12 protein-coding genes are annotated in these 15,025 nt (G+C 66.6%); 10 read left to right on the top strand and 2 right to left on the bottom strand.

Annotation, left to right across the window (positions count from 1 at the left end; all coding sequences use genetic code 11):
• Positions 1 to 4: 4 nt before the first annotated feature.
• From murB to AC1DRD_RS21465, 9 genes are all read left to right on the top strand, one after another.
• Entirely contained in the window at positions 5 to 886 is an 882-nt protein-coding gene (gene murB / locus AC1DRD_RS21425) for a UDP-N-acetylmuramate dehydrogenase (protein WP_478042979.1), read from the top strand.
• Positions 887 to 906: 20 nt separating this feature from the next.
• Entirely contained in the window at positions 907 to 1,800 is an 894-nt protein-coding gene (locus AC1DRD_RS21430; protein WP_478042980.1) for a D-alanine--D-alanine ligase, read from the top strand.
• Entirely contained in the window at positions 1,797 to 2,741 is a 945-nt protein-coding gene (locus AC1DRD_RS21435; RefSeq protein WP_478042953.1) for a cell division protein FtsQ/DivIB, read from the top strand. Before AC1DRD_RS21430 ends, AC1DRD_RS21435 begins: the two co-directional genes overlap by 4 nt.
• A 16-nt stretch (positions 2,742 to 2,757) precedes the next feature.
• Positions 2,758 to 4,020, top strand: coding sequence for a cell division protein FtsA (gene ftsA / locus AC1DRD_RS21440; RefSeq protein WP_066810394.1), 1,263 nt, complete (start codon positions 2,758 to 2,760; stop codon positions 4,018 to 4,020).
• Positions 4,021 to 4,127: 107 nt separating this feature from the next.
• Positions 4,128 to 5,606: a cell division protein FtsZ gene (ftsZ, locus tag AC1DRD_RS21445; protein WP_478032622.1), complete on the top strand. Its 1,479-nt coding sequence runs from the start codon at positions 4,128 to 4,130 to the stop codon at positions 5,604 to 5,606.
• Positions 5,607 to 5,764: 158 nt separating this feature from the next.
• Entirely contained in the window at positions 5,765 to 8,074 is a 2,310-nt protein-coding gene (locus AC1DRD_RS21450) for an SPOR domain-containing protein (RefSeq protein ID WP_478042954.1), read from the top strand.
• Between the two features lie 141 nt (positions 8,075 to 8,215).
• On the top strand, positions 8,216 to 9,385 hold the full coding sequence (locus tag AC1DRD_RS21455; RefSeq protein ID WP_478042955.1) for a deoxyguanosinetriphosphate triphosphohydrolase: 1,170 nt from the start codon (positions 8,216 to 8,218) through the stop codon (positions 9,383 to 9,385).
• A gap of 109 nt (positions 9,386 to 9,494) precedes the next feature.
• The gene (locus tag AC1DRD_RS21460) at positions 9,495 to 11,063 is read left to right on the top strand and encodes a DUF1800 domain-containing protein (RefSeq protein WP_478042956.1); all 1,569 of its coding nucleotides are present in this window, start codon (positions 9,495 to 9,497) and stop codon (positions 11,061 to 11,063) included.
• Between the two features lie 2 nt (positions 11,064 to 11,065).
• Positions 11,066 to 12,217, top strand: coding sequence for a DUF1501 domain-containing protein (locus AC1DRD_RS21465; protein WP_478042957.1), 1,152 nt, complete (start codon positions 11,066 to 11,068; stop codon positions 12,215 to 12,217).
• On the opposite strand, the gene AC1DRD_RS21470 is transcribed toward AC1DRD_RS21465, so the two are convergent.
• A complete protein-coding gene (locus AC1DRD_RS21470; protein ID WP_478042958.1) occupies positions 12,195 to 13,157 on the bottom strand; it encodes a LysR family transcriptional regulator in 963 nt (320 codons plus the stop codon). The genes AC1DRD_RS21465 and AC1DRD_RS21470 overlap by 23 nt on opposite strands.
• Positions 13,158 to 13,271: 114 nt before the next feature.
• Between AC1DRD_RS21470 and AC1DRD_RS21475 the strand changes: the two genes are divergently transcribed.
• Positions 13,272 to 14,186, top strand: a complete 915-nt coding sequence (locus AC1DRD_RS21475; protein ID WP_478042959.1) for an alpha/beta fold hydrolase — start codon at positions 13,272 to 13,274, stop codon at positions 14,184 to 14,186.
• Between the two features lie 24 nt (positions 14,187 to 14,210).
• Here the strand turns inward: AC1DRD_RS21475 and AC1DRD_RS21480 are convergent, their stop codons facing one another.
• Positions 14,211 to 15,020 (bottom strand): class I SAM-dependent methyltransferase, encoded by an 810-nt coding sequence (locus AC1DRD_RS21480; protein WP_478042960.1) that lies wholly within the window; start codon positions 15,018 to 15,020, stop codon positions 14,211 to 14,213.
• Positions 15,021 to 15,025 lie beyond the last annotated feature (5 nt).

A 15,025-nucleotide genomic window follows, 5' to 3' on the forward strand; every position in this document is an offset into this window, starting at 1 on the left:
CGCCATGCCTCCGGTCCGCGGAAAACTGACCCAGGGTGCGCCGCTGGCGCCGCTGGTATGGTTCAAGAGCGGCGGCGCGGCCGAATATCTGTTCGAGCCGGCCGATGTCGAAGACCTCTCGACTTTCCTCTACGCGCTCGACCCGTCGGTGCCGGTGATGGGGCTCGGCTTGGGCTCGAACCTGATCGTCCGCGATGGCGGCGTCCCGGGCGTGGTGGTGCGACTAGGCAAGACGTTCGCCAAGGTCGAGCGGATCGACGAAACCACGCTTCGCTGCGGTGGTGGCGCGAGCGGCATCCTCGTTTCGTCGAATGCGCGCGACGCCGGGATCGCCGGCCTCGAATTCATGCGCTCGATCCCTGGCACGGTCGGCGGGTTCGTCCGGATGAACGGCGGCGCTTATGGCCGCGAGGTCAAGGACGTGCTGGTCGAGGCCGATGTGGTCCTGCGTTCGGGCGAGCGCCGGACGCTCGCGCTCGGCGATCTCGGCTACACCTATCGCCACAGCGAGTTGCCCGAGGGTGCGATTGTGATCGGCGCGACGTTCCGTGGCCACATCGATGAACCCTCCGCGATCCAGGCCGAAATGGACCGCATCGCCGCCGCGCGCGAGGAATCGCAGCCACTGCGCAGCCGCACCGGGGGCTCGACCTTCAAGAATCCCGAAGGCCAAAAGGCCTGGCAATTGGTCGATCAAGCGGGCTGCCGCGGACTTCGCAAGGGCGGTGCGCAAGTGTCGGAGAAGCATTGTAATTTCCTGCTCAACCTGGGCGACGCGACAAGCGCGGACATCGAGGGGCTGGGCGAAGAGGTACGCGAGAAGGTGAAGGCGAAGTCGGGCGTGATGCTGGAATGGGAAATTCAGCGCGTGGGAGTGGCGAAGTGACTCTCCACGTCGCGGTCCTGATGGGCGGCTGGTCGGCCGAGCGCGAAGTTTCGCTGATGTCGGGCAAAGGCATCGCCGAGGCGCTGGAATCGCTCGGCCATCGCGTGACGCGGATCGACATGGATCGCGACGTCGCGGCCAGGCTTACCGCGGCCAAGCCCGATATCGTGTTCAACGCGCTCCACGGCACGCCGGGCGAGGATGGCTCGGTGCAGGGCATGCTCGACCTGATGGGCCTCAAATACACCCATTCGGGCATGGTCACTTCGGTCATCGCGATCGACAAGGTGCTGACCAAGCAGGCGCTGGTCCCGCACGGCATCCCGATGCCCGGCGGACGGATCGTCAAATCGGCGGAAATATTCGAGGGCGACCCGCTCAAACGGCCCTATGTGCTCAAGCCCGTCAACGAGGGCTCGTCGGTCGGCGTTGCAATCGTCACCGACGACGGCAATTACGGCAACCCGATCGGCCGCGATGTCGCCGGCCCGTGGCAGGAATTCGAGGAACTGCTCGCCGAGCCTTATGTTCGTGGTCGCGAACTGACGACGGCGATCCTCGGCGGCCGTGCGCTTGGCGTGACGGAACTCAAGCCCAAATCCGGCTGGTACGATTACGACGCCAAGTACACTGACGGCATGACCGAGCACGTCTTTCCGGCGCAAATCCCCGATGCGATCGCCGCGGCCTGCAAGCGCCTCGCGCTCGAGGCGCATAATCTGCTCGGCTGCAAGGGCGCGTCGCGATCAGACTTCCGCTGGGACGATGAGCGCGGCGAGGACGGGCTGTTCCTGCTCGAGGTCAATACCCAGCCCGGCATGACGCCCTTGAGCCTCGTCCCCGAACAGGCGAGACATCTCGGCATCTCCTATCCGGAGCTGGTGCAGATGATCATCGACGAGGCGCTGGCATGAGCCGTGCCCCCACTAGGAGCGGGCGGCCGACCGCGCGCCGGCCGTCGGCAAAGCGCAAGCAGAAGAAGCCGTCGATCATCGACCGCATTCTCGCCTGGCTGCCGATTTCCCAGCATACTCTGCAGCGCATCGCGACCTGGTCGATCTTCGCGCTAGCAGTCGGGGCGGCGCTGGTCGTCGCGCAAATCTTCGGCATTCCCGGCGCGGTCGGCACCGCGGTCGCCGAACAGGCCGGCAATGCCGGTTTCCGCGTCGAACAGATCGAGATCCGTGGCGTCAAGCGGATGGACCAGATGACGGTCTATGCCGTTGCGCTCGAACAGAAATCGCGCGCGATGCCATTGGTCGACCTCAACCAGATCCGCGACAAGTTGCTGCAATATGGCTGGGTGCAGGATGCCCATGTTTCGCGGCGGCTGCCCGATACCTTATTGATCCGGATCGTCGAGCGCACGCCGGCGGCGGTGTGGCAGAACCAGGGGACGCTGAGCCTGATCGATCGCGACGGAGTCTATCTGGAACCGGTATCGGCCGATGCCATGCCCGATTTGCCGCTGGTGATCGGTCCCGGCGCCGATCGCCAGGAGCCGGCCTATCAGACGCTGATGACCATTGCGCCCGCGCTCAAGCCGAAGGTGCGGGCCGCGACCTGGGTCGGCAACCGCCGCTGGGACCTGTTGTTCGACACCGGGGAGACTTTGTCGCTGCCCGAGGGAACCGATGAGGCTGCCAAGGCACTCCGGTTGTTTGCGGAGAGGGATGGTACGCTTCGACTTTTGGGTAGAGGATGGGTAAAGTTCGACATGCGCAACCCGGATGTGTTCGTGGCGCGCAAGCCCGACGGATCGAGCCGGATTGGGGTTCCGACGAGTTCGAAGGGCAATATGTCGACGCCGGCGCCGGCGTCGACGGATCGCGCGGCGTCGCGCGACCAGGTTTGAGTGGGGGAATAGAGTTATGGCCAAGACACCGCCGGAGGGGTTGATCACGGCACTCGATATCGGGTCGTCCAAGGTCTCCGCGATGATCGCGCAGAAAGGCAGCGGCGGCGAGCTGATCGTGCTCGGCACCGGCCAGCGCGAAAGCCGCGGCGTGCGGCGCGGTTGCATCGCCGACATGGCGGCGACCGAAGTCGCGGTGCGCGAAGCGGTCGAACAGGCCGAACGTATCGCCCAGACCAATATCGAGAATGTCTGGGTCGGCTTTTCGGCGGGCGGGCTGGTCAGCGACGTCGCCTCGATCGAGTTCGAAATGGGTGGGCACCGTATCGAACAAAGCGATATCGACGCGCTGCTGCGCGCGGGGCGGGAATCGATCGATCCGGCCGGCCGTATGGTGCTCCATGCCCAGCCGGCGCTCTACACGCTCGACGGCATCACCGGGGTCAAGAACCCGCTGGGGCTTCATGCCGACCGGATGGGTGTCCACATCCATGTCGTCGCCGCCGATGGATCGCCGGTGCGCAATATCGGCCTGTGCGTCGCCAAGTCGCATTTGGAGGTAAAGTCGATCATCGCCGCGCCGGTCGCGACGGGGCTCGCCTGCCTCAGCGCGGAGGAGCGTGAGCTCGGGACGGCGCTGGTCGAGATGGGCGCCGGAATCACCAACGTTTCTTTGTTCGCCGGCGGCATGCTGGTCGGCCTGGTCACCGTGCCGATGGGCGCCAGCGACATCACCGACGACATTGCCTCGACTTTCGGCGCCAGCCGCGCCCAGGCCGAGCGGATGAAGTGCTTCCATGGCTGCGCCAACGCGACGCCGCGTGACAATCACGAGATGCTCGAGATCGCGCCGCTCAGCGACGATGGCGCGGGCGAGGGGCCGCGCATCACCAAGGCGCAGCTGATCGCGGTGATCCGCCAGCGGCTCGAATTGTTGATGGGAGAGATCGGCAAGGCGCTGACCGCGATGAAATTCGACGGCAATGTCGGGCGCCAGGTCGTGCTGACCGGCGGCGGTGCCGAGCTCAAGGGTATCGCCGATTATGCGCAAGCCGCGCTCGGCCGGTCGGTCCGGGTCGGGCGCCCGCGCGGACTTGCCGGCTTGCCCGATGCGCATTCGGGACCCGCTTTCGCGACCCTGGCGGGGCTGGTCCACCACGCCGCGACCGACCCGATCGACCTCAGGTCACTGGCATCGGGCGAACATCAGCTGGTACATCGTCCGTCGCCGATGTCGATCTTCCGTCGCCTGATTAGAACGGCTCGGGCGAATTATTAAAGAAATGCGTCATCGACCCCCATTTGTAGTGGATAGTGCGGGGGGGATAGTGCAAGAAGTTGTGGGCATAAGTGCTTCGGGGGGCGGAGCATGTCGGAGAACGCGTAATGGTTGAATTTCTTCCTCCGGATGTAGACGAACTGACTCCGCGTATCGCGGTGATCGGCGTCGGTGGCGCAGGCGGTAACGCCATCGCCAACATGATGAAGAACGACGTCCAGGGCGTCGACTTCCTGGTCGCGAATACCGATGCGCAGGCGCTCAAGCAGAGTCAGGCGGGGCAGAAGATCCAGCTCGGCGTGCGGATCACGCAAGGGCTCGGCGCGGGGGCGCGGCCTGAGATCGGTCGTGCCGCGGCGGAGGAAGCGATCGACGGCGTCGCCAAGATGCTGGAAGGCGCACATATGTGCTTCATCGCCGCCGGCATGGGCGGCGGCACCGGTACGGGGGCTGCTCCGGTCATCGCCAAGGCGGCGCGCGACATGGGCATCCTGACCGTCGGCGTGGTGACCAAGCCGTTCGCGTTCGAGGGCAGTCGCCGTGCCAAGGCGGCGGAAGCCGGTATCGAGGAACTGCAGAAGTACGTCGATACGCTGATCGTTATCCCCAACCAGAATCTGTTCCTGGTCGCCAACGCCAACACCACCTTCAAACAGGCCTTCGAAATGGCCGATGAAGTGCTGCAGCAGGGCGTGCGCGGGATCACCGATTTGATGGTCATGCCTGGCCTGATCAACCTCGACTTCGCCGACGTCCGTTCGGTGATGCAGGAAATGGGCAAGGCGATGATGGGCACCGGCGAGGCCGAGGGCGACAACCGCGCCATCGAAGCCGCGTCCAAGGCGATCGCCAACCCGCTGCTCGACGGCGTCAGCATGAAGGGCGCCAAGGGCGTGATCGTCTCGATCACCGGCGGCGAGGACATGCGCCTGCTCGAGGTCGACGAAGCGGCCAATCATATCCGCGAACTGGTCGACGAAGACGCCAACATCATCTGGGGCTCGGCGTTCAATCCCGACCTGGAAGGCAAGATCCGCGTGTCGGTCGTCGCCACCGGGATCGAGGCCGACAGCGCCGCCGTGGCTGCCGCTGCGGCGGAGCCGGCGACCCGCGCCTTCAGCTTTGGCCGCAGGGCGGAGTCGGTGATACCGGCATCGCCGATCGAAGCGGCGCCCGAGCCTGAAGCGAAGGCGGAGCCCGAGGCGGACACACAGCCGCTGACGCTCGATACGCCGGCAGACGCTACCGCACCGGACGCTGACGCCGACGAACTGGTGCTCGGCAGCGAGGTCGCGGTCGACGATGAGGCCGTTCCCGCCGAGTATGAAGAGCCTGTGGCCGCCGAGGCTGCGGCCGAGGAAACTCCGGGCTGGCTGTCGCCGGGCGAGAGCGCCGAAGAGGCTCCGGCCATCTCCTCCGGTGACGAGGCGGAAGCTCCGCCGGCGCCGCGCATGAAGCTGGGCGGTACGCTGTTCGAGCGGATGCAGAGCGTCGCGCGCGGCGGCTCGCGCTCCGAAGCAGACGAGGGTGAGAGCAAGGATTCGCTCGATATCCCGCGCTTCCTGCACCGCCAGAACAACCAGTAAGCCGWTTTGCGGGGTGTCGGCGGCGTTCATCGCCGCCGCGCCCCGCCTCGCCGCTCGTGAAACCCAAGGTCATTTCCCGTTCAGCCGCCAATCGGTTTAGGCTGGCATCCGACATGATATTCCGCCGCGCTCTCGGCCTCGCCGCCGTTGTTTTAGCAATGAGCGGCGGACAGGCCTTCGCTCAGACCACCGATGAAAATCGAGATGCCGACGCGCTGGCCGCGGACATGCGCATCCTCGCTGCCAATCCGCTGGACATCGAAGCGCTGGTCACCGCTGGCGAACTGACCCTCAGGATGGGCGACAACACCGCCGCGGCGGGGTTTTTCGGCCGCGCCGAAAAGCTCGACCCGCTCAATCCGCGGGTGAAGGCCGGGCTCGGCAGCTTGTTGGTGCGTGCCGAGCGCCCCGGTGAAGCATTACGCCGGTTCCAGGAAGCCGAAGCGCGCGGGCTCGATCCCAGCAAATATGCCGGCGATCGCGGCCTCGCTTATGATCTGATCGGCGAGCAGGAACGTGCGCAACGCGACTACCGCCTGGCGCTGCGGGCAAAGCCTGATGACGAGATAACGCGGCGCTACGCGCTGTCGATGGGGATTTCCGGGCGCAAGAAGGAAGCACTTGACCTGCTCGACGCGTTGCTCCGCAAAAGCGATCGCGCGGCGTGGCGCGATCGCGCCTTCATCCTGGCGATGAGTGGCGACCGCGACGGCGCGCAGAAGATCGCGAATTCGATGATGTCACCGGGCCTTGGCGCGGGGCTCGCCCCGTTCTTCGACCGGCTGCCGATGCTGTCGGCCGCCGATCGCGCCTTTGCGATCAATTTCGGCGAACTGCGCGCGACGCCAGAACGCATCGCCGACGCGCGGATGATCCCGGCGCTGCCGCGGCTCGGGCCCGACCCGACCGCGCCCAGGGTGCTCGCGGCGGCGGAGCAACCCCGGCCGCGTCCGATTGTCCAGGAGGACACCAGGAAGAAGAAGCGCAAGAAAGGCGATTATCTTGCGCCTGCCGTACCTGCGGCCACACCTACGCCACCCGTCGAGGTAGCGATGAACCCGCCGTCTTACGTCGCACCGCGCGCGGTATCGACGCCTGCGCCGCCATTGCCCCAGCCGTCACCGCGCGTCGTCTATGCGCCGCCGCTTTCCGCGCCGAAGCCGGTGTTGACCCCGGCGCCGACTCCCCTGCCGCCGCCCGTTAAGGTCGCCGAGTCTCCGAAACCAACATCGACGCCGGCGGCACCACCGCCCTCGGCGACCGTCGCCGCTCCTCCTCCAGCGCCATTGCCCGCACCAATTGTGGTCGCGGCGCCGCCCCCCCCAGCTCCCGGCTTTAGCGCGACGAGCGCCGATAGCGGTGTAGCCGACCGTCCAACCGCCGCCGAGGCGGGGATCAGCCCGGCGCCGACCGCGACCTCGCGCGTCAGCGAGGATACCGTGCTCGCCAGGATCATCGCTGGCATCTCGGTGCCGGGTGCGGAACTCGGCGTGGCGCCGCTGCCGACGCGCGCCGTACCACCGCCACCGCCACCGGTGCCGAAACCGGCCGAAGTTACGCCCCAACCCAAGGTAAAGGTGGAGGCACCCAAGCCCGCCGCCAGGGCGCCCGAACCCAGGGCAACGACCCGCAAGACCGCGAATGACGAAACCACGGACGCCAGCGACGGCAAGTCCGCCAAGGGGCGCAACGGAAAATCGCCTGCTGACGCGAAGGCATCGAAGGATGACGCCGCCACGATCGACCAGGTCGCGTGCCCCCCGCTGTCCAAAGGCAAAACGACGACGCGGAGCCGGACGACGGCAAAGGGGAAATCGACTGCCAAATGCGAGGTCGTGGACACGAAGGGCGGCCGCGATGCCAGGCTGGACAGCGCCGCGCTCGACGACAATGGATGTCCGCCGCCGGCCAAGGGCAGGGCGGCGACGCGCGGCAAGGCGACACTGAAAGGGAAGTCGGTCGCCAGGTGCGAGACTGCTGACGCGAAGAGCGCGCGCGACGCAAAGGACGAGGCAGTCGCGCTCGACAAGAATGGCTGTCCGTTACCCCCAGCCAAGGGCAAAGCGGGGGCGCGGGGCCGGGCCGATCAGGTCGCCACCACGCGCGGCAAAACGAGCGCGAAAGGCAAGGCGTCAGCCAAATGCGAAGCTGCCGACGCCAAGGGCTTCAAGGCTGATATAGCGACCAAGGGCGATCCTGCGCGCGTCTGGGTGCAGGTGGCCGGCGGCGCCAACCAGGCGGCGCTGGAAAAGGCCTGGAGCGCGCTCAAGACCAAGGCGCCCGATCTGTTCCGCAATCGCCAGGGATGGTCGACGCCGCTGCGCGCGACCAACCGCGTCCTGACCGGACCGTTCAAGTCCGAGGACGAGGCGCAAGCGTTCGTCAATCAAATGGCCAAAGCCGGCCTGTCGGGCTTCGTCTTCACCAGCACCAAAGGGCAGAAGGTCGACCGTCTCGGCGGCAAGTAGTCATTTTCCGTCATCCCGGCGGAGGCCGGGATCGCTGGCCGTATTGCGCCTTCGCCAGCGGCCCCGGCCTTCGCCGGGGCGACGACTTGACAGCAAGTATCGGTTAGATTTCCCAAACTCCCGCCGCTACACGCGAGCACGATGACCAGGACGCCCGCACCTTACGCTTCGCATCCCGAGGACAGCCGTGGGCGGCTTTATCCCGAACCGGAAACCACCACGCGGGGGCCGCGCGACGCATTTCAGCGCGACCGCGACCGCATTATCCACTCGATCAGCTTCCGCCGTCTGCGGCACAAGACCCAGGTCTTCCTGGCGCCCGATGGCGACCATTTCCGCGTCCGGCTGACCCACAGCCTGGAAGTCGCGCAGATCGGCCGTACCGTTGCGCGCACGCTCGGCCTCAACGAAGACCTCACCGAAGCGCTGTGCCTGGCGCACGATATCGGCCACCCGCCGTTCGGCCATGCCGGCGAGGATGCGCTGGAGGCAGCGCTCAAGGATCGCGGCGGGTTCGACCATAACGGCAACACGCTGCGCACGCTGACCGAGATCGACAGCCCCTATCCGCGTTTCCCCGGCCTCAATTTGACCTGGGAGACGCTGGAAGGGCTCGCCAAGCACAATGGTCCGATCATCGAACCGCAATGGGCGCTGGCCCGTGCCGACGACCAGTTTCCGCTCGAACTCACCGACTGGCCGAGCCTTGAGGCGCAAGTCGCGGCGATCGCCGACGATATCGCCTATGACAATCACGACATTGACGACGGGCTGCGTGCCGGGCTGCTGAGCCTGGATCAGCTGCTCGCCCTGCCGATGATCGCCGCGCGCTGGGACGAATGCCGCGCGCGGTTCTCGGATGTGCCGCCCGAGCGGCTGGTCGGCGAACTGATCCGCGGCCAGATCGGCGGGATGGTCATGGACCTGATCGAGACCAGCCGTGCCGCTATCGCCGACGCGCGGATAAATTCGGCCGACGAAGCGCGCGAGGCGGGCAGGGCGCTGATCACATTCTCCGAGCGGATGCGCGATGACGAGCGCGACCTGAAGCGGTTCATGTACGCCAACCTTTATCACCATCCGCGCCAAATGGCGGCGGCGGAAGCGGCGCGGCACGTCGTTGCCGGGCTGTTCGCCGCTTATCATGCCGACCCCTCGCTGATGCCGAGCGATTGGGCGGGCCGCCTGCCCGCGGACGAGCCTTGGCTCAGCCGCCACATCGCCGATTTCATCGCCGGGATGACCGACCGCTATGCGATCGCGCGCTATCGGGAAGTGGTCGGACCGATCGACCTGCCTGATGGGTTCTAAGCAAACCCATCACCGGCGCGAAGGGATGCGCCCACTGATACGTTATGCTCGGGATAGTTGTGCGACACTGGCGGGGTAGACCGCAGGTGCGAACAGGAGTGACGCGCCGATGGCGGCGACCGATGCCAGCATTGCCCTCAATCGCTTCGGGCTTGGCGCCCGACCCGATGAGAGCATTCCCGACAATCCCAAGGTCTGGCTGAAGCAGCAGATCGAGGCGTTCGATCCAAGGCCCCCCGCGATCGCCGCGGTGCCGCCGCGTGCCAAGGTGGCGGGTGAACTCGCTGATTTCTACGAACAGCAACGCGAGTTGCGGCAGATGGGGATGGGCCGCCGCCAGCAGCAGCGTGCCGCCACCGCACCAACGCCGCCGGGGCAGCCAGACATGGCACAATCCGGTGCCTCTCAAGACATGGCGATGCGGCCGAACGCCGCCATGGTGCCGCCGGGCACGCCCGAACCAGGCGCCAAGCCCGATGCCGACGATCCGCTCAAGGACGCGCGGCGCTTCGTCGGCCGCCAGGTCCGCGACGATTACGCCGCCGCAGTCGGCGCGCGGATCAATGCCGCGCTGAGCAGTACCGCTCCGTTCGCCGATCGCCTGACGCATTTCTGGGCCAACCATTTTGCGGTGTCCGCCGACAAGCTCCAGGTGATCGGCCTGTCGGGCCTGCTCGAATTTGAGGCGATCCGCCCCAATCTGACGCGCACGTTCGGCGACATGCTCAATGCCGTCGAGCGCCATCCCGCGATGCTGCTCTATCTCGATCAGGCGGTGTCGGTCGGCCCCAATTCCACGGCGGGCCGGTTCGCTGCGCGGCGCCCACGCGCGAACGGCCGGAAGCTCGGTCTCAACGAGAATCTCGCGCGCGAGATCATGGAATTGCACACTTTGGGCGTGCGCAGTGGCTACACCCAGGCCGACGTCACCGAATTCGCGCGCGCGCTGACCGGCTGGTCGGTGGCTGGGATCGGTCGCGGGCCGGGCGCAAGGATGGCGGGCACCGATGGCACGCCGGGCGATTTCGTATTCGCCGAGCGCCTGCACGAACCCGGCGAGCGCACCATCATCGGGCGCACATACGGGCAGGAGGGCGAGAAACAGGCCCAAGCGGTGCTCGACACGCTGGCGACCAGTCCGGCGACCGCGCAGCACATCGCGATCAAGCTGGCGCGCCATTTCGCCGGCGATACGCCACCACCCGCGCTCGTCCAGCGGCTCCAGGCCAGCTTCGTCAAGACCGGCGGCGATCTGCCCAGCCTCTATCGCGTGCTGATCGACAGCCCCGAATGCTGGGTGCCGCAACCGGTCAAGTTCAAGTCGCCCTGGGAATGGACGGTGTCGGCCTATCGCGCGCTTGGCATGAAGCAGGTCCAGCCGCTCGCCGCGGTCGGGCTGCTCAACCAGCTCGGTCAGCCGACCTGGAAGCCGGGCTCGCCCGCGGGCTATGACGATATCGCCGCGAGCTGGGCGGGGCCCGATGCGTTGGTCCGCCGGGTCGAGGCGTCGGAACGTTTCGCCACCCGCGCCGGCGCACAGATCGACGCGCGGGCGCTTGCCCCCAGACTGTTCCCGGCGATGCTCACGCCGGCGACCGAACAGGCCTTGGCCCGCGCCGAAAGTCCCGGCCAGGCGCTCGCCTTGCTCCTCGTCTCTCCCGAAATGCTGCGGAGGTAATCATGTACGATCGCCGCTCCTTCCTGATCGGTTCCGCAGGCGCTGCCGCGCTCGCGCTGACACCGCGCATGGCCTTCGCCAAGGCGGAGACCGACCGCCGCTTCGTCTTCATCATCCAGCGCGGGGCGGCCGACGGGCTGGGCACGGTCGGCGCGGTGGGCGATCCGGCCTTTGCCGGCGCACGCGGCCAGTTGGTCGAGGATTTCGCCACCGCCAAGAAGCTCGACACGATGTTCGCGCTCCACCCCGCCATGACGTCGCTCGCCGGCATGTACGACGCCAGGGAGGCATTGTTCGCGCACGCAATTGCCTCGCCCTATCGCGACCGTTCCCATTTCGATGGCCAGAACGTGCTCGAAAGCGGCGGGCTCGGCGCCTATCAGGTCAAGGACGGCTGGATGAACCGCATGCTCGGCGTCATCCCGTCGGGCGAGGCCAAGGCAATCGCGATCTCCGCAACGATCCCGCTCGCGATGCGCGGACCGCATGAGGTGACCAGCTACGCGCCGTCCGCGCTCCCCCAGGCATCGGACGATCTGCTGACGCGTGTCGCCGCGCTCTATCAGGGCGACAGCCAGCTCCACGGGCTGTGGAGCGAAGCGATGGATACGCGTCAGCTGACCGGCGATCTCGTCGATGTCAGCGTCAAGAACGCGGCGGCAACCGGCCAGCTCGCGGCACGGTTGCTGGCGCCCGCCAACGGCGCGCGGATCGCGATGATCGAGACCGGCGGCTGGGATACCCATGCCGGCCAGCGCGGCCGGCTGGCGACGCAGCTCAAGGGGCTCGACGCGATGCTCGCCAGCCTGAAGACCGGCTTGGGTCCGGTGTGGAACGACACGATGATCCTGGTCGCGACCGAATTTGGGCGCACCGTCGCGGTCAACGGCACCGGCGGCACCGACCATGGTACCGGGTCGGCGGCGATGCTGGTCGGCGGCGCGGTCAAGGGCGGGCGCGTGGTGGCGGATTGGCCGGGGCTGGGGCAGGCGGCTCTGTTCGAAAGCCGCGACCTCAAGCCAACGCTTGGCCTCGACCAGTTCGTCGCCGGCGCGGTTGCCGGGCATTATCAGGTCGAGCCGGGCAAAGTGATGGCAAGCTTGTTTCCGGATACGAAAGGTGCGGCGCCGGTCAGCGGCCTGTCGCGGGCATGATCCGCGCGGGCGTGGCAGGGGGGCGAGCAGTATCGGCCGGCGCAGAGCGATTCCAATAAGGCGGGTTGCCGAAGGCGCGCCGCAGGCTGTCGGTCAGCGCGGCGACTTTGGCGGATTGGGTGCGGGCCAGCGGATAGCAGATGTAGAGTTCGGCGCCTTCGCCTTCCGTGCCGATATCGACATGGACGAGCGATCCGTCGGCAAGCTCCGCATGGACGAAGAAATCGGGCAGCAGGGTGATGCCCAGCCCGGCCAAGGCCGCGTCGCGCATGATCAGCCCGTTGTTCACGCGCATCACGCTGCGCGGCCGGATCACGGTCCAGCCCTCCGGCCCATCGAACCGCCAATCGGCCTCGCGATTGGTATAGACGATGCCTTTATGCGCGTTGAGGCAGGCCAGCGAATGCGGCGTCCCGTTACGCGCCAGATAATCCGGCGATGCGACCAGGATCCTCCGCGTCGTCGCCAGCCGCTTGGCGACCAGCCGATTGTCCGCCACCGGACCATGGCGGATGACCGCGTCGAAGCCATCGGCCGCGGCATCGACGAACCGGTCGTCGAGGTCGAGCGTCAGTTCCAGGCCGGGATGCTCGGCGAGGAAATCGTATAAAGCCGGCCCCAAATGCAGCACGCCGAAGCTGACGGGCGCCGACAATTTCAGCGTGCCGGCCAGCGTATCGCGCCGCTCGGCGATTTCGGACTGCGCTTCCCGCGCCTCGAACAGAATCCGTTGCGCTCGGGGCAGGAAGCTGTCGCCGTCCTCGGTCAGCGATAGCTTGCGCGTGGTTCGCTGGACGAGCCGGACACCCAATGTCCGCTCGAGCTCGGTCAGCCGTTCGCTGATCACCGACTTGGCATGGCCCAATTGTCGGGCGGCCTCGCTGATCGATCCGGATTCGGCGGTAGCAACGAACGCGGCGATGCCGTCCATCTTGATCATCGTTCGATCCTTCCGAAAACCGATTTCGGCATTGGCCGGCTAGTCCGGACGATGCATCGTGGGCACTTTCCTGTCGATAGCGTCCAACGTGACGCGCCAAACAGGGATATCGCCATGTTTCGTTCAGCCATTCTCGCGTTAAGCCTGCTCGCCGCGGCGCCGGCGGCGGCACAAGTTCAGCCGTTTCCGGCATCCTTTGTCGAGCGCGACATCGCCACCAACGGCACGACGCTGCACGTCCGCGTCGGGGGCAAGGGCCCCGCCGTGGTGTTGCTGCACGGTTATGGCGAAACCGGCGATATGTGGGCGCCGCTCGCCGCCGACCTCATGCGCGATCACACCGTGATCGTTCCCGATCTGCGCGGGCTCGGTCTGTCGGCACGCCCGACCGGCGGTTATGACAAGAAGACGCAGGGTCAGGACATTGCCGGCATTCTCGATGCCCTGAAGATCGACAAGGTCGACCTCGTCACGCACGATATCGGCAATATGGTCGGCTATGCCTTTGCCGCCGAGCATCGCGATCGCATCAAGCGGTTCGTACTGATGGACGCGCCGATCCCGGGTATCGGGCCATGGGAAGAGATATTGAAGAACCCGCTGCTCTGGCATTTCCGCTTCGGCGGACCCGATATGGAGCGGTTGGTCGCCGGGCGCGAGCGCATCTATCTCGACCGTTTCTGGAATGAATTCTCCGCCACCCCGGCCAAGTTCAGCGAGACGTCGCGCGAGCATTACGCGAAACTCTACGCGCTGCCCGGCGCGATGCATGCGGGCTTCTCTCAATTCGCGGCGTTCGACCAGGACGCGATCGACGACCAGGCGTTCCTCGCCGCGGGCAAGCTGAACATGCCGGTCCTGGCGATCGGCGGCGACAAATCGTTCGGCACGACGATGGCGGCTGTCATGCGATTCACCGCGACCGATGTGACAGGAGCGGTGGTGCCGAATTCCGGCCACTGGCTGATGGAGGAACAGCCCGACGCGACGGTGAAGCTGGTTCGCGACTTCCTCGATGTCGGTAAATGAGCGCGCAGGCTTAGACTGGCGCGCCTAACCGGGCTTGCGTGCCATACCGATCAGCGCGGTCGATCGGATTCCTTCGCGTGGCAGGTTCAGCGCGAGCGCGGCGGCTTCTTGGGCAAATGCGGCGCGCTGTTCCTCGTCGAGATCGCGCCATAAAGGCGACCAACCGAACGCGAGCTTGGCATTGTCGTGAAACCATTCGATGGGCGGTGCCGGCCAGGCCCGCTCCGCCGAATGGATCGCTTGCGGTTCGAGCCCGACCGCGTGGAACGCTTCGTCGAGTAATGCCGGTGAATTGAACAGCCGCGCCATCGGTGTCGGGACGGGACGGTCGGGAAACAGGCGCCGCGCCGCCTCCTGGAACAATATCGCGGGGCCGGCACCGCCGGCATTCTCCCACACCGCGATCACCGCCAGCCCGCCCGGCCGCAGCACGCGGGCGATCTCCGCGAAACCGGCGATCGGATCGGGGAACATGAACACGCCGAACATCGAGAAAGCGGCATCGAAGCTCGCCTCGGCGAAATCGAGCGCTTGGCCGTCCATCACCATCGCGCGTTCGCCCGGACGGATGGCGGCGGCCCGTTCCTGCGCCACGCGAACCATGCCCGGCGAGAAATCGATCCCGATCGCATCGGCGCCGTCCTTCAGCGCGATCGCGAGCAAGGCGCCGGCTCCGGTCGCGACGTCCAGCACGCGAGCGCTCGGCGGGAGGGCGGCGAGTTGCCATGCCGTTTCGCAATACATGCCGGTCATGCGATCGGCTTCGTCGGCATAACGTTGCGCGAGCGAATCCCAGTGCGCGGGATCGTTCATGGCTTGGGGACGGGCAGTCATATTCG

Source organism: Sphingomonas sp. P4_G2 (genome assembly GCF_056401155.1).